The 23,310-nt window shown below is 40.2% G+C and carries 15 protein-coding genes and 1 pseudogene; 3 read left to right on the top strand and 13 right to left on the bottom strand.

Annotated elements, in window-relative coordinates:
- Window positions 1–425: 425 nt before the first annotated feature.
- Both CWC30_RS16730 and CWC30_RS16725 read right to left on the bottom strand, forming a co-directional pair.
- Entirely contained in the window at window positions 426–731 is a 306-nt protein-coding gene (locus tag CWC30_RS16730; protein WP_138627672.1) for an MGMT family protein, read from the bottom strand.
- The gene (locus CWC30_RS16725; protein WP_138627671.1) at window positions 721–1,623 is read right to left on the bottom strand and encodes a LysR family transcriptional regulator; all 903 of its coding nucleotides are present in this window, start codon (window positions 1,621–1,623) and stop codon (window positions 721–723) included. The genes CWC30_RS16730 and CWC30_RS16725 overlap by 11 nt, the downstream gene beginning before the upstream one ends.
- Before the next feature lie 122 nt (window positions 1,624–1,745).
- Between CWC30_RS16725 and CWC30_RS16720 the strand changes: the two genes are divergently transcribed.
- A complete protein-coding gene (locus tag CWC30_RS16720) occupies window positions 1,746–2,828 on the top strand; it encodes an efflux RND transporter periplasmic adaptor subunit (protein WP_171034743.1) in 1,083 nt (360 codons plus the stop codon).
- 2 nt (window positions 2,829–2,830) lie between these two features.
- Window positions 2,831–5,896 (top strand): efflux RND transporter permease subunit, encoded by a 3,066-nt coding sequence (locus CWC30_RS16715; protein WP_138627669.1) that lies wholly within the window; start codon window positions 2,831–2,833, stop codon window positions 5,894–5,896.
- A gap of 60 nt (window positions 5,897–5,956) precedes the next feature.
- On the opposite strand, the gene rluF is transcribed toward CWC30_RS16715, so the two are convergent.
- From rluF to CWC30_RS16665, 10 genes are all read right to left on the bottom strand, one after another.
- Window positions 5,957–6,946: a 23S rRNA pseudouridine(2604) synthase RluF gene (gene rluF, locus CWC30_RS16710; protein ID WP_138627668.1), complete on the bottom strand. Its 990-nt coding sequence runs from the start codon at window positions 6,944–6,946 to the stop codon at window positions 5,957–5,959.
- 43 nt (window positions 6,947–6,989) lie between these two features.
- Window positions 6,990–8,090, bottom strand: a complete 1,101-nt coding sequence (locus CWC30_RS16705) for a DUF418 domain-containing protein (protein ID WP_502704756.1) — start codon at window positions 8,088–8,090, stop codon at window positions 6,990–6,992.
- Between the two features lie 12 nt (window positions 8,091–8,102).
- Window positions 8,103–9,317 carry an EAL and HDOD domain-containing protein gene (locus CWC30_RS16700; protein WP_138627667.1) on the bottom strand — a complete coding sequence of 405 codons (1,215 nt, stop codon included), beginning with the start codon at window positions 9,315–9,317 and terminating at the stop codon, window positions 8,103–8,105.
- An 83-nt stretch (window positions 9,318–9,400) separates the two neighbouring features.
- The gene (locus CWC30_RS16695) at window positions 9,401–10,933 is read right to left on the bottom strand and encodes a glycogen synthase (protein ID WP_069438936.1); all 1,533 of its coding nucleotides are present in this window, start codon (window positions 10,931–10,933) and stop codon (window positions 9,401–9,403) included.
- 48 nt (window positions 10,934–10,981) lie between these two features.
- The gene (gene glgC, locus CWC30_RS16690; RefSeq protein WP_138627666.1) at window positions 10,982–12,244 is read right to left on the bottom strand and encodes a glucose-1-phosphate adenylyltransferase; all 1,263 of its coding nucleotides are present in this window, start codon (window positions 12,242–12,244) and stop codon (window positions 10,982–10,984) included.
- A 20-nt stretch (window positions 12,245–12,264) separates the two neighbouring features.
- Window positions 12,265–14,790: a glycogen/starch/alpha-glucan phosphorylase gene (locus CWC30_RS16685; RefSeq protein WP_138627665.1), complete on the bottom strand. Its 2,526-nt coding sequence runs from the start codon at window positions 14,788–14,790 to the stop codon at window positions 12,265–12,267.
- Window positions 14,783–16,846: a glycogen debranching protein GlgX gene (glgX, locus tag CWC30_RS16680; RefSeq protein ID WP_138627664.1), complete on the bottom strand. Its 2,064-nt coding sequence runs from the start codon at window positions 16,844–16,846 to the stop codon at window positions 14,783–14,785. The genes CWC30_RS16685 and glgX overlap by 8 nt, the downstream gene beginning before the upstream one ends.
- Entirely contained in the window at window positions 16,839–19,061 is a 2,223-nt protein-coding gene (gene glgB / locus CWC30_RS16675) for a 1,4-alpha-glucan branching protein GlgB (RefSeq protein WP_138627663.1), read from the bottom strand. Before glgB ends, glgX begins: the two co-directional genes overlap by 8 nt.
- Window positions 19,062–21,050, bottom strand: a complete 1,989-nt coding sequence (gene malQ / locus CWC30_RS16670) for a 4-alpha-glucanotransferase (RefSeq protein ID WP_138627662.1) — start codon at window positions 21,048–21,050, stop codon at window positions 19,062–19,064.
- Window positions 21,051–21,059: 9 nt separating this feature from the next.
- Window positions 21,060–21,362 carry an isoamylase early set domain-containing protein gene (locus CWC30_RS16665; RefSeq protein ID WP_013463235.1) on the bottom strand — a complete coding sequence of 101 codons (303 nt, stop codon included), beginning with the start codon at window positions 21,360–21,362 and terminating at the stop codon, window positions 21,060–21,062.
- A gap of 384 nt (window positions 21,363–21,746) precedes the next feature.
- Here CWC30_RS16665 and CWC30_RS16660 point away from each other — a divergent pair, with 384 nt between their 5' ends.
- The gene (locus CWC30_RS16660) at window positions 21,747–22,670 is read left to right on the top strand and encodes a hypothetical protein (RefSeq protein WP_036983957.1); all 924 of its coding nucleotides are present in this window, start codon (window positions 21,747–21,749) and stop codon (window positions 22,668–22,670) included.
- Window position 22,671: 1 nt separating this feature from the next.
- On the opposite strand, the pseudogene CWC30_RS16655 reads toward CWC30_RS16660, so the two are convergent.
- Window positions 22,672–23,278 (bottom strand): annotated as a pseudogene (locus CWC30_RS16655) (GGDEF domain-containing protein); the annotation flags it as partial.
- Between the last annotated feature and the right edge of the window lie 32 nt (window positions 23,279–23,310).

The raw sequence follows: 23,310 nt of genomic DNA, 5'->3' as shown, positions 1-23,310 counted from the left end.
AAAAATCGATCGCAACCATCTTAAATGGTTTCAAACTAAGAACATACCCAAGACAATTTATTAAAAATTAGTTTTCACACAGTCTGGGCACTCAGCCGACAGTCAATATATATGGTTTAACTTACAGTACAAATCAGTTATTTATATCGCTAACGGGTAAATTGGGTTGTTTCTGGTAAATTCATTATTTTTGTCGGATGGCGTGGCTCCGCCACTTGTTTAACCTACGTTAAAAGGTAGGTTGGTTAAGCCAAAGGCGCCACCCAACAGATTTTCAGATACACGCCTTTAAAATCCGCTCATGGCACTCTCTGGCTACTCGACAACATTAAATATTGAGAATTATTGGCAAGGTATTTTACTTTGTCGGATGGCGCTTCGCTTATCAGACCTACGCGAGCACTTATCTGCCGAGAATAGTTATATCACTCCCATCTACACTCGCGCATATTCACTTTATTATTGTCAAAATTAACACCTTCTAATAACAGTTTTTGTCGTTGTTCTTGGTATTTATCACTCCCTTCGGGAAATGATATTTTACCTTGGCTATTAACCACTCGATGCCAAGGGATCACCGAATCTTTTGGCATCTCTTTTAATAAGCGACCTACCAACCTAGCATTATTAGGATAACCCGCAAGTGCTGCTACTTGGCCATAACTGGCAACATTGCCTTTGGGTATACTGGCTATGATAGTGTAAATTACCGTTTCTTTATTAACGTCCATTCTTGCTTAAATACTCCTGACTGAGTAATTTAAATTGCTGCCAAATTTTACGAGCTACAGGCCCATGATGCATAGCATGCTGACGAAAGGCTCTAATTTGCGCACTAAACTGGTGCTCTCTGTCGGTAACTATGATTTGCTGTAATGAGCCCGCGGCAATTTCTTTTTTACAATGCCCTAAACTCATCATTGCCCAACCCGCACCTGACAATAAAAACGACTTTAGGGTAGATATATCATCAATTTTCATCACCGCAGCCCCTTTTGAATAGGAAAGTCTATCGCTGTCTATGCTCAAGCCACTTTCAAACATAGCCAAACAGGGGTAAAGCTGTAACTCATCGTAGGTAAGCTGCTTAGGTAAAACCCCTTTAGCTCCTACAATGCCAATATCTAGTTTACCAATGGGTAAGCTTTCTAAATCGCCAGTTGCATGAAATAAATCAAACCACGGGCCTATTCCAAGCTCGGCTTGACCGGTATTAACTTGCTCTAAAGATACAAACCGTTTACCACTGGTTAAACGAAATTCTGTACTAGAAAAATGCTTAAAAGTATTACTTATGATCTCGTTATAACTTTGCACATGACAAATTTGCTCGTAGCAAACTCTATATTGCGCTTCATTCCCCAGCGCCAGCTCGGTTGCAAGCTGAGTAAGCTGCTCATTCGCGTTTAAAAGTTGTTTAGCCTCGCGATGAAAAATACGCCCCTTTTCGGTGAGTTGTAATCGGTATTTTGAACGGTCGAGTAGATCAAAACCTAATTTCGCCTCTAAGTTTTTAATCGCCAGTGTCAATGCAGGCTGAGTTTTATGTAGCTTTAATGCAGCGCCACTTAAGCTCGCACTTTGCACAATAGCATCTAAAATTTGTAATTGATTAAGTTTCATAGTCAGCCCGGCACATTATAAGTAAAACTTATTGAGTTTCTAAAATTTAATGAATTTTATTTTATATGTTTGCAGCGTATGCTGCACACACTTATTTAGCCTTTTTTTATCATGGAGATATCATGCCACTGTTTCGCTTATGTTTACTATCTGCGACATTACTAAGTTTAATAGGCTGCTCAGAGCCCGAGAATATAGCTAAAGAAGAGCCTATTCGTCCGGTTAAATTATTTAGCATTGGTCATGATTCACAAACTAACATTCGCAGCTTCCCCGCTGAAGTGGTTGCAAACCAAGGCTCATATCTTGCTTTTAGGGTCAACGGTGAGTTGGTTGAATTTCCTGTATTAGCTGGTGAACAAGTTGAAAAAGGACAACTATTGGCTAAGTTAGATCCTGAGGATTTTCAATTACAATATAACGAACGTAAAGCACGATACGAACTGGCAAAATCACAGCTAAAACGCATTAAACAACTATTTGATAAAAATATCACCAGTCAATCTGAGCTTGATCAAGCCGTTGCCAATAAACAAGTCGCTGAGTCAGCGTTTAAAATTGCAGAAACAAATTTAGAGTACAGTGAACTTCGTGCTCCTTTTGCTGGCATAGTAGCCAAAGTGTTTGTAAAAAACTTTGAGAGTATTCAAGCAAAACAAAATGTTCTGCGCCTAGAAACTCGCGATTTTATGGATGTAGAAATACAGGTTCCTGAAAAAATCGTGGCGCGCATTCAAAAAGATACCCAATACCAACCTATGGTTGAATTTGATGGCTATCACGACAAGCAATACAAACTAACGCTTAAAGAATGGGATACCCAAGCCGATCCTGCAACACTCACCTATAAAGTGGTGTTTTCATTACCGGTGCCAAAAGATTTTAACTTACTTGCGGGTATGTCGGGACAAGTGATGATAGATTTGAGTAAAGTTACACGCTCACAAACCCCTTACACTATTTTACCTATTGAGTCGGTATTTTCAGATCCTAATAAAAGCCTAAGCGATAATGCCTATGTGTGGGTTTTTAATCAGCAAACTGGCACTGTGCATAAACAAGCAGTACAAGTGGGCCAATTGCATCACGACACTATCGAAGTGCTTAGCGGCGTAAAAGAAGGCCAACAAATTGTCTCTGCCGGTGTTCACTCTTTACAAGAGGGCATGTCTGTTCGTCCTTGGAATAAAGAGCGAGGCTTATAATTATGGGCTTTGCGCAACTATCTATTGAGAAAAAAGTCATTAGCTGGATGTTTACGCTGTTGCTGTTAATTGGCGGCAGTGTATCTTATTTTGATTTAGGCCAGCTGGAAGATCCTGAATTCACTTTAAAAAAAGCCATGGTGATCACTTTATATCCAGGTGCCTCTCCACAGCAAGTCGAAGAAGAAGTGACATTTCCGATTGAAAATGCCATTCAACAGCTCCCCTATGTTGATTATGTCACCTCTATTTCATCCAATGGTAAATCACAAATTACCGTAGAAATGAAAAGCACCTATCGTAAACAGGAGCTAAGACAAATATGGGATGAAATGCGTCGTAAAATAAACGACCTTAGCCCGTCGCTACCAAGTGGTGTTTACCCCAGTAATGTGATTGATGATTTTGCCGATGTTTACGGCGTTATGTTTGCCGTCACGGGCGATGGCTACTCGTATGATGAATTAAAAGACTATGTTGATTATTTAAAACGTGAACTTGTTTTAGTCAAAGGAGTGAGCAAAGTTACAATTGCGGGCCAACAGCAGCCACAAGTAATGGTTGAGGTATCGACGCAAAAGCTTGCCCAACTCGGTATTGCGCCTAGTCATATTTATGATTTACTGCAATCACAAAACACCGTATCTAACGCTGGACGTATTCGCGTGGGTGATGAGTCTATTCGCTTGCACCCTACTGGTGAATTTAAAGATGTAAAAGAACTTGAAACCTTATTAATTTCAAAGCCTGGTGCCAGCGAACTCATTTATCTAGGCGATGTTGCAAAGGTTTACCGTGAATATGCTGAAGTACCGACTAATGTGATTCATTACAATCAACAACATGCTCTGCTTATTGGTGTGTCGTTTATGTCTGGGGTTAATGTTGTTGATGTGGGTAAACACATAGATGAGCACTTAGCATCTCTTGAGTATCAACGCCCGCATGGTATTGATATTAGCTCAGTGTATAACCAACCTAAAGAAGTAGAGCAGTCGGTAGATGGCTTTATTGTTAGTTTAATAGAGGCCATTGCAATAGTTATTATAGTACTACTTATTTTTATGGGCTTTAAAAGTGGGGTTTTAATCGGCGGTATATTATTACTGACCGTATTAGGCACCTTTATATTTATGAAGCTGTTTGCGATTGACTTACAACGCATATCATTAGGTGCGCTAATTATTGCACTAGGTATGCTGGTCGATAATGCCATTGTTGTGACCGAAGGTATTCTCATCAACCTCAAGCGCGGACAAACAAAGCTTAAAGCGGCAATTAATATTGTCGATCAAACTAAGTGGCCACTACTTGGCGCAACAGTTATTGCCATAACCGCTTTCGCACCGATTGGTTTAAGCTCAGATGCCAGTGGTGAATTTGCTGGTAGCTTATTTTGGGTGCTGTTTATCTCATTGCTATTAAGCTGGATCACCGCAATTACCCTCACCCCGTTTTTTGCCCATTTAATGTTTAAAGAAACCGAATTTAAACACGAACATAATCAAGAGCATGAAGACCCTTATCAAGGCATCATATTCAATGGTTATAAAGCGACATTAAATTTAGCTATGCGCTTTAGAAAAACAACCTTAGTCCTTATGGTTGCCCTTTTATGTAGCGCTGTAGTGGGGTTTGGCTCGGTAAAACAATCATTTTTTCCAGCCTCGAATACCCCGATGTTTTATGTCGATTACTGGCAAGATCAAGGCGCTGATATTCGCGCAACCCTTGAGGGCATTAAGCAGCTAGAAGCTTATTTACAAAAGAATGAACTGGTCACAGAAATCACCAGTACGGTTGGCCAAGGTGCGCCGCGTTTTATGCTGACTTACGCGCCAGAAAAATCTTATCCTGCTTATGGGCAGTTAATTATTCGTGTCACCAATCGTGAAGCCGTCGCAAAAGTCATGCAAAAGGTGCGTGATTACGCACAGCAACATCCGCTGTCAGCAAAGTTAAAAGTAAAACCAATGGAAATTGGTCCGTCAACCGATGCTAAAATAGAGGCGCGGTTCTCAGGCCCCGATCCGGTTGTTTTAAGACAGCTATCATCACAGGCTAAAGAGATTATCGCTAAAGACGACGGTGCCTTTAACATTCGAGATGATTGGCGTGCACGTACTAAAATGATTCGTCCGCAATTTAATGAACAAAAAGCGCGCCGTTTGGGGATCACCAAATTTGATCTTGACCAAGTTCTGTTAACGAGCCTATCGGGTAAGCAAGTGGGTGTATATCGTGATGGTACGCAATTATTGCCTATTATTGCCCGTTCACCGGCAAGCGAGCGCTTAAATGTAGACAGTGTTCACGATTTACAAATTTATAGCCCTGTTTTACGCGTGTTTGTGCCGGTTACCCAAGTGGTTGATGAATTTATTGTTGAGTGGGAAGACAGCTTAATTATGCGTCGCGATCGTAAACGCACCATTACTGTGATGGCAGATCATGATGTTTTGGGTGATGAAACGCCTGCAAAATTATTTGCTCGGGTTCGCGCTGAGGTTGAAGCAATTGATTTACCCCGTGGCTATGAAATGCAATGGGGCGGCGAGTTCGAATCATCAAGCAAAGCGAAAAAGGCTATTTTTGGCTCGTTACCACTGGGCTATTTAGCAATGTTTGCAGTAACAGTATTACTGTTTAACTCAGTGAAAAAACCTTTGGTTATTTGGGCAACTGTACCGCTGGCTATTATTGGTGTTAGTGCAGGCTTATTAGTGATGAATGCGCCGTTTAGCTTTATGGCGCTACTAGGCTTACTAAGCTTAAGCGGCATGCTAATTAAAAACGGCATTGTACTAGTTGATCAAATAAACTTAGAACTGAGTGAAGGTAAATCACCCTATCAAGCAGTGTTTGACTCAGGCGTAAGCCGTGTGCGCCCTGTAGCCATGGCCGCTATCACAACAATACTTGGCATGATCCCGTTATTATTCGACGTATTTTTTCAGTCGATGGCGGTCACCATTATGTTTGGCTTAGGGTTTGCTACCATACTGACGCTAATTGTAGTGCCGGTTTTATACACTGTGGTATTTAGGATTGATTACCCTAAAAAATAGTAGGCTAACAAAAAACGCAGCTAAGGCTGCGTTTTTATTTGCTTTGTTAAACAAGCTTAATTACTTTTTTAAGCTTAACGTGCCACTGCTGCGGGTTTTGTTTCCTGTGGCAGTATTTGCTTTGTGAGTATTTGATTTACCCACATAAGTAGTAGAGCGTTTTTGATAAGGGGTATTTCGGCTACTTTTTTTAGCCTGCTTTTGTTGCTCGTCATTATTTTCACGACGTGGTTTTCCGCCCTGAAAATCACGCTTATGAGCAGGTTTAGCGTGACTATTTTTAGCTTGTTCTGTGTTATTGCGCTGTTCAGCATCATCATAAAGTGAGTGTTCTTGCGTTTTACCTGAATCAGCAATCGAGTCGTTAATGACCGCCATTTCAGCGTCGCTTAAATGTCGCCACTGCCCTACTTTCAATCCTTTGAGGGTTACGTTCATAATACGCACACGTTTTAGTGTAACCACTTCGTAGCCTAAGTATTCACACATACGGCGAATTTGACGGTTTAAACCTTGGGTTAAAATAATGCTAAATTGCTGCGCACCAGTCTGAGTAACTTTACATTTTTTAGTGACAGTATCTAAAATAGGAATACCGTTCGCCATTTTATTTACAAACTGACGATTAAGTGGTTTGTCTACAGTAACCACATATTCTTTTTCGTGGTTATTGCCAGCTCGCAAAATTTTATTAACGATATCGCCTTCATTGGTTAAAAAAATCAGCCCTTCTGAGGGTCTGTCTAAACGACCAATCGGAAATATACGTTCAGGGTAATTAACGGCTTTAACTATATTACTTTGAATTTTACGCTCTGTGGTACAGGTAATGCCCACAGGTTTATTATAAGCAATATACACACGTTTAGGTGGCGCTTTTAATGGCTTACCATCCACTAATACCACATCAGATTGGGCAACTTTAACACCCATTTCTGGTAATTCGCCATTTACGGTAACACGACCTTGCTCAATATATTTATCGGCTTCGCGGCGAGAGCAAAACCCTGTTTCACTAATAAATTTATTTAAACGCTTTAAGTCTGTCATCAGGCAAATCTTCTTAAATATAAAGGCGCATAGTTTAAACTACTCAAGCTATTTTTTCGCGGTTAATTTTTGCTAATTTACGCCATAGGTATTCAAGCGGGCCTTGCTTAAAATAACGGCAATAAATAGCTGTAAATATAAGCTGTACAATCACTAAGCTAATGGCAACAAGCCAATAATCGAGTCGATTAAAACTAAGCGTCCACTGCGGAAAAAACACTTTAAACAATAATAACTGCATAATGGTTTGGCTTATATATAACGTAAACGCTAAACGTCCAACTTGTTGGATAAGCCTCCCTATGTAGGCGCTGTTGTCGCAAAGTTTAACAATTAAATGAATATAAAGCAGTGCAACACATAAGGCAGCAAGTTCATTAACAGGCTCTTGTAACGCATAACCAATACCTTGTTCATATGACTCTAACACTAATCGTAAGCTAGTCAGCAACACACTTAACACAGCAAGTTTAATTAGCCCCGACCTGCTAAATCCATCACTAAACACATTACATTTGTAGGCAACAATACCAATTAGCATAAAGCCAGCACTTGCCCACAGTAATAAAATTGGCACAGCCAGCAACATATAAATGCTCATTGTTATATTTTGGCTAAAGTGAGCACCGATGCTTTGGTAGTAACTAGTGTATATTTCGTAGTACTCGGGTGAATCTCTGTATAAGGGTGCCTCATTAAGCCCTAACATAAATATGGCAATGGTCATTAAAGAAATAAAAGTAAAAAGCGCCGCTTTGTTTTTAAGCTCTTCATTCGTGTAATCTAAATAGCGCAATATAAATAAACCTGACACCCCATATAAAAACAAAATGTCGCCCGCCCACAATAAAAAACCATGTATTAAGCCAAACACAATCAGCCAATGTAATCGTTTTTTTAGTGGCTCAATACATTGCTGACGCTGAAACTGAATATAAAGACCAGCACCAAATAATAACGTAAATAATGTGCGAAACCGCCCTTCAACAAATATAAGGCTTAAGGTGTGTAAAAAATTATCGCTAGCTGGAGGTGTGGTAAGTGGCGTATAATTAAGCTCGAAAATAGCAAAGGAAAAACAGTTAATAAATACCAGACCAAGTACGGCTACGCCCCTTATAAAGTCCATATTATAATTGCGCAAAGCATGAATTCCCTAAATATTATCTTTATAGCTATCGGCCCATTGTACCGCTTGTTTGTATAATTTTGGTAAAAAAACACTGTCTAAATTAATCAGTAATACCGCTTTCTCAAGCGCCCACCAGCTTCCTGTTTCGTAGGCTTTGACTGTTTCAAGGATATAATATAAGTTATTTTTTTCACCAGTTAACGCTGCTTTTATATCTTCCGGGAATGGAAGTTTATCAACCAGCAAGTCCATTGGCTTGTCTAAAATAGCATCGAGCAGTGAAAAAAGCCCCGTTAAAAATGCTTCACCTTGAACCTGCTTAGCAACTTTTGCGGCTATTAATTCACAAAACCGTGCGCGAATAACGCACATCTGCATGAGCTCTATAGGCTTAGAGCGAGCTGTATGGGCAGTGACAATTAAGTTAACAAACTTTTTTAAACGTGCTTGGCCGAGGTAAACTAACGCTTGTTTTAACGACGAAATTTGGCTTTGTAGCGGAAACACACCGCTATTTAATAAACGCAGTAACTTGTAGGCCAATGCCGCATCAAGCTCAAATAAACCGGTGATCACTTTAACATCAGGATCTGGCTTCATTACTTCTGAGTAAATGGCGATCACTAGGCCGTAATTATAGTGCATATCTTTTTGTTCTATCATCACTGGGCGCGCAAAATAATAACCTTGAAAATAATCAAAGCCCATTTTACGGGCCAATTTATATTCTTCAACGGTTTCTATTTTTTCGGCTAGTAGTTTAATATTTTTGTATTTTTTAAGCTTATTCACCACCAGCGGAATTTCAGCAAGTGGAGTAAGGCGAATATCAAATTTAATTAAGTTGACCAGCTTTAAAAAGCGCTCCCACTGCGGCTTATAAACAAAATCATCAAGGGCTAATTTGTAGTTACTGTGGAATAGTTTACGACATAACTCGTAGGTATCGTCGGTGGGCTCTATGGTCTCAAGTAATTCAATAACCACATCTTTACAAGGTAAAAAATCACACAAATCAAGTTTTAACGACTCAGGGCCAATATTGATCAATGCTTTTTTACCCGAGGTAATGTGACGAGTACCTAGGTTAAGCTGGTTTTCCATGATAAGCCTCGCCGTTGCTTGGCCATCAGACACACCAGGAAAGCAATTTTCAGGACTATCGCGAAATAGCAGTTCATAAGCAACTACATTTTGATTCCTATTTAGTATTGCTTGCCTTGCCACAAATACAGACACATTACCTACTTTATATTATTTCCACCAGACTAAGTAATTAAAGCGTAAACAAGAAGGGATGTCACTGAACTTTATAAAATTTTTTAATATAAGTATGTTATATAATCAGTTACCACACTATCCCAACTAAATCGTGCATCAGCAGCTCGCCTTTTTATTGCTTGCCATTGCTTAGGGTTTGTTTGATATAGGCTAAGTGCCTCAGTTAAACTCTGCAAGAGTGCATTAGCTTGTGTACTTAGCGTATCGCCGTTAAAACAAAATCCACTGACATTATGCTCTACGGTATCTTTTAAACCTCCGACACTGTGCACTAAGCAAGGTTGGCCGGCTCGCATTGCGAGCATCTGGCTAATTCCACAGGGCTCAAAAGAACTCGGCATTAAAAATAAATCACCTAATTGATACATTAAATCGCCAACACCTTGCCCATAGCCTTTTAAAAACAAAAAGTTGTTATTACGTGCCATGGCGCAGGTAAAAAGGTGTTCAAGTTTACTATCGCCAGAGCCAAGCACAAGTAAACGCCCCTTAAATTGATTAATGATCTGACACACTGAATCAATAGTCAGGTCTTTGCTTTGTTGCTGGCAAAGTAACAATACTTTTTGATCAGTGAGCCGCCCTACACTTGTTACAAGTGGCCCTTGCTTATCACACGCCATAAATTGCAAAACACGCTGATGAGCGATGTAGTGGCTGCTGTGTAATTGCGCGCTTTTTGCCATCCAACTAAACAAAGTCGATTCTATTTGCTCTAATAGCTTACTATAAGTTGCTTCATGTTCGTCTTGAATTGCGTAATCACAGCCGTTGAGTATGCCAATTAATTTGCCTTGCTCAGCCGCTTGCTGTAAATCTCGTTCAAGCCCTTCGCCACCAAAGAATCCGTGGGCGTCATTACTTGCTATTTGCACTTCTTGGCTATAACTCGGTGAAACCACATGTACTTTGTCGGCTAAATTAATGGCACTGCGCATAGGGTTAAAGCAATGCGGATAACGAGGGTCGCATAATCGTTGCCCGTCGTAACTTAACGAGGGAAACCATGCTTCTAAGCTTGAATCATCCCCTTTAAAAGGACGAATTCCCTGCAAAGCTAAATTGTGCACCGTATATACCAAGCGCAGCTTAGCAAGCTTGCCATAACGAGGATTAAATTTAAGTAATACGGCCACACAGGCACTATGCCAATCATGCAAATGTAACGTGTTGGGTTGTGTTAATACCCCTTGTAAAAGCGCTTCACAAATAGCGGCATTAAACAGTGCAAACTTGGTTGCATCGGTAGCAAATGGTCTATTATCGTTGTCGTTACAATACACACTCAATGATTGACTAAAAAGAGGATGACTTATCACTATTTGCCTCACCCCTTTTTGATTCTGTGGAATTTCAAACAAAGATAAAACGTGGGTCTGTGACTTAAATGCCACACTCACTTCACCAATAAAACAGCGCTCACCTAGTTCAAAACCATAATCAGGAATAACCACATCTACCGTCAGCCCCTGCGCCACTAACGCCTTTGGTAAATCACGAATAACATCAGCAACACCACCAACTTTGGCATTAGGTAACGCATCATTCTCTGCAGCAACCATTAATATATGCATTAATTTACTCTTATAGTTTGCTGCAAGGCTTTCGCCTTGCTCTTTTAATTATTGATTTAACTTTGTCAGCATCTCACGGGTTACCAAAACAATTCCCTTTTTAGATACTCTAAAGCCATTGGCTTCGTCAGATTGGCGATCATAACCAATTTCTAGTCCAGGTGGTATCTCACAGCTTCTATCAATAATGGCACGTTTTATTTTACACCCACGGTTAACTATAACACCGGGTAAAACCACCGACTCTTCAATAGTACAATATGAGCGAATATGTACATTCGAAAACAGTAATGACTTTCTTACTAATGAGCCTGAAATAATACAGCCACCGGATACGGTTGAATCAACAGCCATACCCCGGCGATCGTCATCATCAAAAATAAACTTAGCTGGAGGAAGCTGCTCTTGGTATGTCCAAATTGGCCAAGTAGGGTCGTACAAATCCAATTGAGGCTCAGGCATAACCAGTTCCATATTAGCTTCCCAAAATGAATCTAAGGTCCCTACATCGCGCCAATAAGGTTGCCCTACTTGTGCGGGATCTCTAAACGGATAAGCAAACACATTATGTTCTTCAATAATGGCTGGAATAATGTCATGACCAAAATCACGCCCTGAGCCTTCTGTTTGTGAATCTCTTTGTAATTGCTCAAATAAAAACTCAGTATTGAATACGTAATTACCCATTGACGCTAAACACGTACCAGGTTTACCAGGCACTGAGCTGGGCTCGGCAGGTTTTTCGTCAAACCGACGTACACGACTTTCTTCATCAACCGTCATCACACCAAAGGTACCCGCTGCTTCTTCAACCGCGACTTCTAAACAGCATACGGTCATATCAGCACCATTTTCGACATGCTTTGCTAACAAACCGCCGTAATCCATACGATATACATGATCGCCTGACAAAATCATTACATATTTAGGTAATTCATGGCGAATAATATCCATATTTTGAAATACCGCATCGGCAGTACCGCAATACCATTCTTCACCATGGCGCTGTGACGCAGGTAATATTTCAACTGACTCACCTAATTCCTTTTTAAAATGCCCCCATGCACGATTTACATGGCGTATTAGCGAATGAGATTTATACTGCGTTGCAATTCCGACACGTCTTACACCTGAGTTAATGCAATTTGATAGTGGAAAATCAATAATACGATGTTTACCACCAAAATAAACGGCGGGTTTAGCACGCCAGTCGGTTAGCTCATGCAAGCGAGAACCGCGACCTCCGGCAAGAATTAAAGCGTAGGTTTCTCTGGTTAAATTACTTATATAACGATTTGCATAACTGGGCATATTACTCTCTCCGTTTAGTGTCAGCTGTTAGTGTCAGTGTTTGTTTTTACTGTTTGGTGTGTGGTATCAAGTGGAGTTAAATGCCATATATCATCACAATATTGACTAATTGTTCTGTCACTAGAAAATGAGCCACTGGCGGCAGTATTTAAAATACTCATTTGAGTCCAGTATGTTTGATCTGCATAGGCTTTATCAACATCACGTTGCGCAGCTATATAGCTGGCAAAGTCATGGGCGGTTAACCAAGGATCGTTGTTACTTTTAATACCATTAATCACATCGTCAAATAAGCCAGGTTCAAATAGATTGAAATGGCCACTTTCGAGTAAATGCATCACACTATTCAAATCAGGGTTATTCGCAATTATTTCACTGGGGTTATAATGCGCTTTTATGTCGTCAATGTGCTCAGCTTGTGCGCCAAATAAGAAGAAGTTCTCAGCCCCAACAGCGTCACGTATTTCAATATTAGCGCCATCTAGGGTGCCTATTGTTAGCGCGCCATTCATCATAAACTTCATGTTGCCGGTACCTGAGGCCTCTTTGCCCGCGGTTGATACTTGCTCCGATAAGTCCGTTGCAGGGCAAATGGTTTCCATGGCGGTTACATTATAATTAGGTAAAAACGCGACTCTTAGAAAAGCAGATACCTGTTGGTCTTTATTGATCACCTCAGCAACATTATTAATCAGCTTAATGATTTTTTTAGCCATCATATAACCAGGTGCTGCTTTACCACCTAATAAAACGCAGCGAGGCACCATGCCTTGTGTGTCGCCACGGCGTATGCGGTCATATAAATGAATAACGTGTAAAATGTTAAGTAACTGACGTTTATATTCGTGAATACGTTTTACCTGCACATCAAACAGCATGTTAATATCAAACTCTACGCCACACTTTTGTTTTACTAAATCAACTAAGCGTTGCTTGTTTTGTTGTTTTGCTTGTTGCCATGTTACGTGCAATTGCGGATCATCATAAAAACGGCGTAATTGGCTAATTTTTGCAAAGTCGCCTACCCAGTCTTTTCCTATTTTCTCGCTAATGATCTGGCTTAAACTCGGATTGCAGTATGCAAGCCAGCGCCGTGGAGTAACACCATTGGTTTTGTTGTTAAATTTATCAGGCCATAGCGCATAAAAATCTTTAAACAAACCCGCGGTTAATAACTGCGTGTGTAGTGCTGCCACACCATTAACAGAATAGCTGCCGACAATGGCTAAAAAGGCCATACGTATTTGCGGCTCGCCCCCTTCTTCAATTAATGATAAATCCCGTTGTTTTTGCACATCACCTGGCCAATGCATGGCCACCTCGGCTAAAAAGCGGGCATTAATTTCATAAATAATCTCTAAAATACGCGGTAATAATTTAGCAAATAACGATACCGACCACTTCTCTAATGCCTCTGGTAGTAAGGTATGATTTGTGTAAGCCATGGTTTTGGTAGTGATATTCCATGCCTGAACCCAATCCAGTTCATGGTCATCAACTAAAATTCGCATCAGCTCGGCAACCGCAATACTTGGGTGGGTATCGTTAAGCTGAAACACATGATGCTGAGCAAATTCAGTAAAATCATTACCGTATTGTTCAATCCATTGTGTAAGTACATCTTGAATACTTGCCGATGATAAAAAGTATTGTTGACGTAATCTCAGCTCTTTACCATTTTCACTGCTGTCGTTAGGGTACAACACCATGGTTATTTGCTCAGCGAGATTTTTTTGTGCTACCGCTTCAGAATAACTTCCGGCATTAAATTCTGTTAAGTTAAATTCGTCCGTTGCTTCAGACTTCCAAAGTCTAAGGGTATTAACAATATTATTTTTATAGCCCGGAATAGGTACATCATAAGGCACTGCTAATACATCTTGAGAACTGATCCATTGGCGATGCTCACGGCCAAATTTATCGGTGTAGCTTTGTACATAACCAAAAAACTTAACCCGTTTAGCTTGCTCCGGTGCGCTTAATTCCCAAGGATGACCTTCTCGTAACCAGTTATCTGGTTGCTCAACCTGATTACCCTCTTTTATTGACTGATTAAACATGCCATATTCATAACGAATACCATAACCGACCACTGGCAGCGCTAAACTGGCACAGCTATCTAAAAAGCAAGCCGCTAGTCGCCCTAAGCCGCCATTGCCTAAACCGGCATCATGCTCAGCTTGTTCCACACTTTCAAGCTCAGTACAGTAAGCTTGCAGTGCCTTTGTAACTTGTGATTCTAAATCTAGATTTAATACCGCATTACCCAGCGCTCTGCCCATTAAAAACTCTAACGATAAATAGGCTGTTTTACGACGTTTTTGTTGTTTTATTTGTTGATTGGTTTCCCTGCAGCGTGCCACTAATCGGTCTCTGATCGTCAGTGCTAATGCATGATACAAATACAACTGTGACTCGCCCACCACATCACGTCCTAAGGTGTAATAAAAGTGCCGTGTTAAATCATCACTTAAAGTACTTTCGTCTATCACTGGGCCTGCTTGCCAGCCTTTTACTACACACACTTGCTCGTCTTGCTTAGTCATAATCATCGCCTTCTAAATTGGCACTAAAAACCCAACTACTTTGTGCTGAAATATTCACGGTTGCATCTTCTTGAATAACAGATGATGCGTTATTTACACTTGATAACACTAACGTCCATGGCGCGATAATGGGCGATTGTGGTAATTGGCAGACCACAGGCTGTTTACTAGCATTAAGAATAATTAATAACGCATGCTTATTTTGCTTATCAAGTAAGCTATACATTAAAAATTGCCGTGTATCTTCATGCCAATGTGTTTCATCCATTTTTTTACCTTGCTCGGTAAACCATTTAACGGTGAAGCGCTCATCAATATCATCCAAAAACACACTGTGTTTAAATGCACTGTGACCACGCCTGATTTTTAGCGCATCATCAATAAACTGAATCAATGAATGATTCAGTTGTGAGTCTTTCCAAGCAAGCCAGCTGGTGCGATTATTTTGACAATAAGCGTTATTATTACCGCCTTGCGAGTGCGCCATCTCACTGCCAGCGGCTATCATTGGCACGCCTTTGGAGAGTAATAAGGTGAGTAGAAAGTTTTTTTGCTGTTGTAAGCGCAAACTCATTACTTCTGAGTCACTGGTAAATCCCTCAACCCCGCAGTTAAACGAATAATTAGCGCTATGACCATCTTGGTTGTTTTCACCGTTGGCCTGGTTATGTTTTTGCTCATAACTGACTAAGTCGGCTAACGTAAACCCATCATGGCTGGTAATAAAGTTAATGCTATTTAGCGGGCCTCGGTTACTGTGTTCAAAAATATCAAACGAGCCATGTAAACGCTTTGCCACATCACTAATAATGCCTTTTTCACTTTGCCAAAAGCGTTTAATCACATCACGATATTGATCGTTCCACTCTCGCCAAGGTGAAGGAAATGCACCAAGCTGATAACCACCAGGGCCTATATCCCACGGCTCACTGATCAGTTTAACTTTATTTAACACAGGATCTTGGGCAATTGCTTGTAAAAAGGTGTGAGACGCACTAAAGCCCGTATTTGAACGCGCTAAAATGGTGGCTAAATCAAATCGAAAGCCATCAACGCCCATAACTTCAACCCAGTAACGTAAGCTGTCGAGTACCAATTGTAAGGTTTTAGGGTGATCGATATTTAACGTATTGCCACACCCTGTATCATTAATATAAACATTGGGTTGCCCCTCAATGGTGCGATAATATGTTAGGTTGTCGAGCCCTCGCAGAGATAAAATAGGGCCATCATTTCCTCCCTCTGCGGTGTGGTTGTATACCACATCCAAAATAACTTCAATATTGGCGCGGTGTAACTCGCTCACCATTTGTTTAAATTCGTTTATATCGTCATTAACCAAATAGTCTTTATGAGGAGTGAAAAAGTTAAGACTATTATAGCCCCAGTAATTTTGCAGTCCTTTAGCGGTTAAAAACTGTTCACTTATAAAAGCATGCACAGGCAAAAGTTCAATAGCTGTTACCCCTAAACTTTTTAAATGATCAATAAAACTGGGATGACTCAAACCTAAAAATGTCCCTTGTAGTGCTTTAGGGATATCAGGATGGCGACAGGTGGCACCTTTAACATGGCACTCATAAATAACGGTATTGGCCCAACTATGCTGTGGCTTTGTTTGTGTATAAGCTACCGACGCAGTCACTTTTGATTTAGGCATATCTATCGCATTATTAACCACACTTTTAGTGCCAATGGGCATTTGCCCGTAATGTCGTTCGCTCCAAGTAAATTCGTTAAACAAGTCTTTTGCATACGGATCAATCAGTAATTTATGTTCATTAAACAACATGCCTTTTTCTGGGCTGTATTCGCCATCAACCCTAAAGCCATACAATGCGCCTGTGCTTAATGGGGCTATGTGAATGCTCCATACGCCGCCTTCATTAATATTCATGGCTATTTTTAATATTTCTGTATGGCCGCTTTTATCAAATAAGCACACAAAAGCTTGGCTTGCATTAGGGGCATACAAGGCAAAGTTAACGCCTTGGTTTTGTACACTCGAACCCAGTGGCAAAGGCGCACCCTGAGTAACCTCAAAGCAATTACTCATCATTCACCTTTTCTAAGTAAAGTGTGGTTAAGCCACCAATATTAACTGTAATACTGTGATCAAACCCATGACTTGGCTGAACGACTGAGTGGATAAGCTGGTTTTTATCCTCTGTGACACGATAACCTGAGCCAAAAAAGCAAACCTCATCGGTATTTAATACCACTTTATATATGCCCTTCGCTGGCACACCTAAGGTGTAGTGTTGATAAGCCGTTGGTGTAAAGTTAGCGACAATAACCATAAAGTGGTCAGCATTTTTAGCATAACGAATAAAGCTAAACATACTCTGCTGGCTGTTATTATTATCTATCCATGAAAAGCCCGTTGCACAGCTATCAAGCTCATATAAAGATGGATGCGCTTGATACACTTGATTAAGACGTTTAACCGTATGCTGAATCCCTTGATGGCTTTGATGCTCAAGCAAGTGCCAGTCTAGTGAATGGTCATGATCCCACTCTTTACGCTGTGCTATTTCGGCGCCCATAAACAGTAATTTTTTGCCTGGATGTGCCCACATAAACGCATAATAAGCACGCAAGTTTGCAAACTGCTGCCAATCGTCACCGGGCATTTTGTTTAGTAGTGATCCCTTTCCATGCACCACTTCATCATGACTGAGCGGTAAAATATAATTTTCACTAAATGCATACACCATAGAAAATGTCATTTTATGATGGTGATATTTTCTAAATAACGGATCTTGCTGCATATAATCTAAGCTGTCATTCATCCAGCCCATATTCCATTTATAACCAAAACCTAAGCCATTGTGTTCAACACTTTGCGTGACCCCAGGCCAAGCCGTTGACTCCTCGGCAACCATCATAATGCCGGGGTTATTTTTATAACTGCGTAAGTTCACTTGTTTTAGGCACTCTATAGCCCCTAAGTTTTCTCGACCGCCATAACAATTAGCTACCCACTGTCCTTCTTTACGACTGTAATCAAGATAAAGCATCGACGCCACCGCATCCACACGTAGTCCGTCTATGCCAAATTGGCTAAGCCAATACATCGCATTAGAAATTAAAAAGCTTTTTACTTCAGGGCGGTCATAATTATAAATATAGGTGTTCCAATCAGGATGAAACCCTTGGCGCATATCAGCGTGTTCGTATAAATGGGTGCCATCAAAGCAATGTAAGCCATGCGGATCGCTTGGAAAGTGCCCAGGGACCCAATCAAGTAATATGCCTATATTAGCTTTATGGCATTGTTCAACTAAGTATTTAAAGCTGTTGTAATCACCAAAGCGGCTCGTAGGTGCAAACAGCCCTACTGGCTGATAACCCCAAGAGCCATCAAACGGGTATTCACTTATCGGCATAAGTTGTAAATGCGTGAACCCCATTTCAATCACGTAGCCTACAAGCTTATCTGCAAGCTCGGTGTAGCTTAAGTAACGGTTATGCTCAGCGCGTTGCCAAGAGCCTAAGTGCACTTCATAAATACTGATAGCCGCATCAATATGATTACGCTTTTGGCGATTTATAATCGCTTGTTCACTTAGCAAAATAGGCGCTGGTTTGTACTGTAATATACTGGCAGTGCCCGGTGCTTGCTGCATTTTAAACGCAAAAGGATCGGCTTTATCTAAGACCTCGCCACTGAGCGTAGTAATAGCAAATTTGTAGCACATGTCTGCACTTAAATCCGGGATAAATAATTCCCATACCCCACTGGCCGGATGAAATCGCATAAAATGGCGATTCGCTTGCCAAAAATTAAACTCACCAATAACCGATACACTGGCGGCATTAGGCGCCCACACACAAAAACGAACACCATCTACCCCTTGTTGTGTAGTAAATTGCGCACCTAGGTGAGTATAAGCATGCTCAAGGCTACCTTCGTTAAACAAGTACATAGCTTGTTCATCCAATGTACTGCTGAAGCTGTATTCATCGTAAAATGTAACATCGCTATTTTCATAACTAACCTGGCATTGGTAAACACTGCTAGGCATGCTTGATAACTCAGCGATAAATAAATCACTGTGTTTATAGCGTAACGCGCTAATAACTTGACCATCAATTAACAGTTCGACGCGTAATGCCGCTGGCAAATACACGCGTATTTCAGTGCCACTTTGGATGTTGTGCGCGCCTAAAAAACTAAACGGGTCTTTAAATCGCCCTGCAGTTAAAGCGTTTACCTGTGCGTCATAATCAACTAATTGCGTTGATACCTTATTTTTAGTACTGCCCATTTACGCATTCCTTATTGAATGTATTGCAGCCAAAAGAGCAGCATTATCTTTAAAAATATCGTCGCATGTATGTGTCAGTACCCGTCGCCAATTAGGATACTCTTTGTCGGTGCCAGGAATATTGACTGGGTAGTGTTGCTTGTCTAAATCATCAAGCTGTAATGCAAGTAAACGAGACGGCGATTTAGCTAAACATACAGCCAAAGCGCTATAAACGTCAAAAGCATCCGTGTTAAGTGACAAGGAAGTGTTTTGCGGATTTAAAAAGCGTAATAGCCGGTGCTGCTCTTGCTCTCGCTGCTGAACTAACTGCTGATACTCATCAGTATCAATCAGCCCATACTGCTGTTTAATTTTTAAATCGCTATGCTGCCACCAGCCCACAAATGGCGGTACATCATGATTGGCTATCATCAGCAGGCATTGCTCGCTAAGGTCATCGCTATTTACAAATTCATCGTTTTGTTGTTTTTCAAAATAAAATAAGCTGTTTGAGAAAATGCCACTATCAACCAGTGCCTCTTTTACCTCCGGTGGAACAACCCCTAAATCTTCGCCTATTACTATGGCCTGATTAAGATGAGATTCAATTTTTAAAATTGCTAATAAATGCTCAAATGGGTAGTACACATAACAGCCATCTTGGGTATTATTGTTTATGAAACACCACCACAAACGCCTAATCGCCATTACATGGTCGATTCGTAACCCGCCTGCTGCATCCATATTGGCGCGTATGAGTGAGCGATAAAACTGATAGTTATTGTCAGCAAGGCGCTGCGGGTTTATTGCTGGCAGCCCCCAATTTTGGCCATTAGGTGCCCAAGGATCTGGTGGTGCGCCAAGGGTTGCATCTTGACTAAATAATCCCTGCTGGTATTTAAATTCAGTGCCCTCATTAGCACAACCCACCGCTAAATCATTAATTAAACCAATCGCCATCCCTTGCTCAATACAATGCTGTTGGCATAGCGCGAGTTGGCTGTGTGCTTGCCATTGGAGGTAATATTCAAATGTGGGCTCTGTGGTTTCTAACATAGCAAGTACATCACTGTACTGTTTACAAAACGCACTAAATTCGTTTTGCCGTGTTTGACTGCCCTGTTGTTGAAAATGCTTAAAAAGCAGCTTAAAAGCAGTATATTTGCTCTCAGTAACCGTTCTATAATCAATAAACGCTACATTTTGGTCGCTGTATTTGCTTGAGGTATTAGCAGATAACAACTCAGTTAAATCCGGATTGTTAAAGCTGTCTGGCGATAAATTAATTGCGATATATAGCGGATTGAGTAAGGCACGATTGTTTGGGTTGTAGGGGCTGGCACACTCAGGGTTATCTGCAAACAATAAGTGCAATGGGTTAAGTAAAATATAGTCCATATTTTGCTTTGCACATAAGGTTGCCAACTCAAGTAAATCACTAAAATCGCCAATCCCGAGTCCGGCTTTATTTTTTAATGTATATAACTGAATTGATAAGCCAAAGCGTTTTTTATCCGCTATTTGGTAGGCTTGTTCAGGGGTCGACCAAATTTGTGTTTTAGCAGATTGCTCACCCATCGTTAATAACGCATCATAATAGCCGGTTGGTAAATGCGTCAGTGGTAGCGCTATTTCTATATAACGACACCCATTTACAAAGTACTCACCTAATGCTGCATACTGAGCAATGTGTTCAAATTGCAGCTTTATATTTAATGCTGCCACAGTTAATGTAATTTTATGATGCGTATCAGCTTCATTAACACGCACCTTTAGCACATTACTAGCCTGATCTATTATGCTAACAGCAGGTGCGAGTGTTAACCATGTAGCCGCATCCAATTGATAATTTAACTGGGTTATTTGCGCCGTATCACGTGTGTCAACGCCACAGCAGTGCAAAGCAGATTTACGGGTGTCTTCGCTAAATATAACGTGTTCACCCGTATACTTAGTGTATTCGTAACCAATACCATGCAAATAAAACAATTGCGATAGTGCGTCCATTCAGCGACCTTAATTAATGCGTTGTGTATTTACTATACTATTTTCTGTACCAAAATTATTAGCAATATACCCATCAGCCTGATGATCGTTATCCCACTGTTTACCATTTATTAAATAGCGAAAATGAAACTCTTTATCAACGGGAAGACGTTGCTTGCATTTAAATACGCCAAGCTTTTTGTTGTGCTTCATTGGCACCGGCTGCCAATCATTAAATTCTCCAAGTAAACAGACATCATCTGCATCTGGGTGAGAAAATTCAAAGGTTACTTCTGCTTCATTTTTTGTTTTAAAAAAGCGTTTATTCAACATAATAGGCTCCAACTAAACCATAAGGGTTATTCATCTTTGCCACAGGCCAAACAGCTTAAAAAGGCGATGTGGAATCCATTCATTCACATAAAAACAGCTTTAAAGTTAATCAAAACTTTATTTACGCATTATTACAGTGCGTTATTTATTTTACCGCACTGATTTGGTGCAATTTTAACCATTAATACTGATTTTTACGTAAGCACTGCAACTGAGCAACTTTTAAACCAACTACACCATAACAGCTAATTAATTTGCTTTTATCCTTATACACATACTTATTAATTTTTATTACTACATTAAAACTATAAAAACCTTTAGCTTAACAACATCATCAGCGATAATAACTATCTACTGAGCCAACCCAATGAACACTTAAATACAATGTTGAAAAAAAGCATCCTTATTACTTCTGTTATCGTCTTTAGCATCATTACGGCTGTTGTAGGCAGTTCAATTTATACACTATATAGTAAAAAGGTGGTCTCTGTAGACCCAAAACTAAAAGAAATTTCAGGCATTGAGTTTGATAAACATAAACGGCTTTGGGCTATTAACGATAGTGGCGACGAGCCTAAGCTTTATAGGCTCAATGACGATGGTTCAATTGCAAAAGAAGTACTCGTCACGAATGCAAAAAATATAGACTGGGAAGATATGACGCAAAATAAGTTTGGTCATTTCTTTTTAGGCGACTTTGGTAATAATAAAAATGAACGTAAATGGCTAACAATTTATAAAATAGAAAACCCTATAGATATAAAAACCAATACAACAGAAGCTGAAATTATAAAGTTTACCTACCCAGAATTAGATGGCAGCCCAATACAGCCTGATCAACGTAATTATGACTTAGAAGCGTTTGTGGCTTTTGGACGACATTTATACTTGTTTACTAAAAATCGCACAGAGCCATTCGATGGAATTACTAACGTTTACAAAGTAGGCGACCATGCAGCGAATTTTGATGCCCAGCTGATAGATTCATTTAAAACGTGCACCACTATGGAAAAGCTTTGCTGGATCACATCCGCAGCACTTAGCCCAGATAGAAAAAAGCTCGCACTACTAGATTCAACCAGTATTTGGCTGTTTGAAAACTTTAAAGGCGATAAGTTTTTCTCTGGCGATGTATTTAAAATTGACTTAGGTATTGTAACCCAAAAAGAGGCAATCAGCTTTTATGATGACAACACCATCGCCTTTACCGATGAAGAATTCAAAGGCATTGGCGGCAATGTTTATTTTATAAAGCTCGACCAAGTAACCAAAGTAAAAGTGCAGCGAAGCCATCCTCAGCCGCAGTAGTTTAAAATAAATCTATTTCTGAGAAATTAACTTGTACACTTATTAAGTTCTCGGCAAGTAAATCTTCATAGATACAAAATTTATCTCGGCCATTATTTTTTGCATAATAAAGCGCTTTATCTGCGCTTTCTAGCACTGCAATTGGAAAATCATAAGGACTAATACGCGCTAAACCAGCACTGATCGTCATATTTTCAACAAAAGGAAACGATGTATTACCTAATGAGCTGTATAAATTCAGCCATTTTATTACTGATTGAGTCAGCATCTGTGGGCTCAAAAACAATCACGAACTCTTCCCCACCAAAACGAAAAATTAAATCTGTTGAGCGAAAAAAGTGACGCATTTTTTGCGCTAATACCAGTAACACTTCATCTTTACAGATATGACCTTATTGATCATTTATATTTTTAAAATGATCAATATCTAAAATAGCCAGCCAAGATGTTGATGCCTGCTTTTGTTGCCTTTTATCCTCATCTCGGGATGAGCCGTGCATTTTTAATACTTGTTTTTCAATTAGCTGTTTTATTTTTTTCTCAAAGGTCTATCTATTTAACTGACCCGTTAATTTATCTCTTTCGCTTTCATGGAGTATCACTAAATAACCTGAACTCCGGATAATAAATCCATCTCAAG

Source organism: Pseudoalteromonas sp. S4741 (genome assembly GCF_005886135.1).
Classification (GTDB): Bacteria; Pseudomonadota; Gammaproteobacteria; order Enterobacterales; family Alteromonadaceae; genus Pseudoalteromonas; species Pseudoalteromonas tetraodonis.
The sequence above is the reverse complement of the archived record's forward strand: the minus strand, read 5'-3'. Positions and strand labels throughout refer to the sequence as shown.

What these genes read in the sequence shown, in the direction of transcription:
- CWC30_RS16660 (WP_036983957.1), top strand. Translation starts at nt 21,747, where the DNA reads ATGTTGAAAAAAAGCATCCTTATTACTTCTGTTATCGTCTTTAGCATC.
- CWC30_RS16730 (WP_138627672.1), bottom strand. Translation starts at nt 731, where the DNA reads ATGGACGTTAATAAAGAAACGGTAATTTACACTATCATAGCCAGTATA.
- CWC30_RS16665 (WP_013463235.1), bottom strand. Translation starts at nt 21,362, where the DNA reads ATGTTGAATAAACGCTTTTTTAAAACAAAAAATGAAGCAGAAGTAACC.
- glgX (WP_138627664.1), bottom strand. Translation starts at nt 16,846, where the DNA reads ATGAGTAATTGCTTTGAGGTTACTCAGGGTGCGCCTTTGCCACTGGGT.
- CWC30_RS16725 (WP_138627671.1), bottom strand. Translation starts at nt 1,623, where the DNA reads ATGAAACTTAATCAATTACAAATTTTAGATGCTATTGTGCAAAGTGCG.
- glgC (WP_138627666.1), bottom strand. Translation starts at nt 12,244, where the DNA reads ATGCCCAGTTATGCAAATCGTTATATAAGTAATTTAACCAGAGAAACC.
- CWC30_RS16685 (WP_138627665.1), bottom strand. Translation starts at nt 14,790, where the DNA reads ATGACTAAGCAAGACGAGCAAGTGTGTGTAGTAAAAGGCTGGCAAGCA.
- malQ (WP_138627662.1), bottom strand. Translation starts at nt 21,050, where the DNA reads ATGGACGCACTATCGCAATTGTTTTATTTGCATGGTATTGGTTACGAA.
- rluF (WP_138627668.1), bottom strand. Translation starts at nt 6,946, where the DNA reads ATGACAGACTTAAAGCGTTTAAATAAATTTATTAGTGAAACAGGGTTT.
- CWC30_RS16715 (WP_138627669.1), top strand. Translation starts at nt 2,831, where the DNA reads ATGGGCTTTGCGCAACTATCTATTGAGAAAAAAGTCATTAGCTGGATG.
- CWC30_RS16720 (WP_171034743.1), top strand. Translation starts at nt 1,746, where the DNA reads ATGCCACTGTTTCGCTTATGTTTACTATCTGCGACATTACTAAGTTTA.
- glgB (WP_138627663.1), bottom strand. Translation starts at nt 19,061, where the DNA reads ATGGGCAGTACTAAAAATAAGGTATCAACGCAATTAGTTGATTATGAC.
- CWC30_RS16695 (WP_069438936.1), bottom strand. Translation starts at nt 10,933, where the DNA reads ATGCATATATTAATGGTTGCTGCAGAGAATGATGCGTTACCTAATGCC.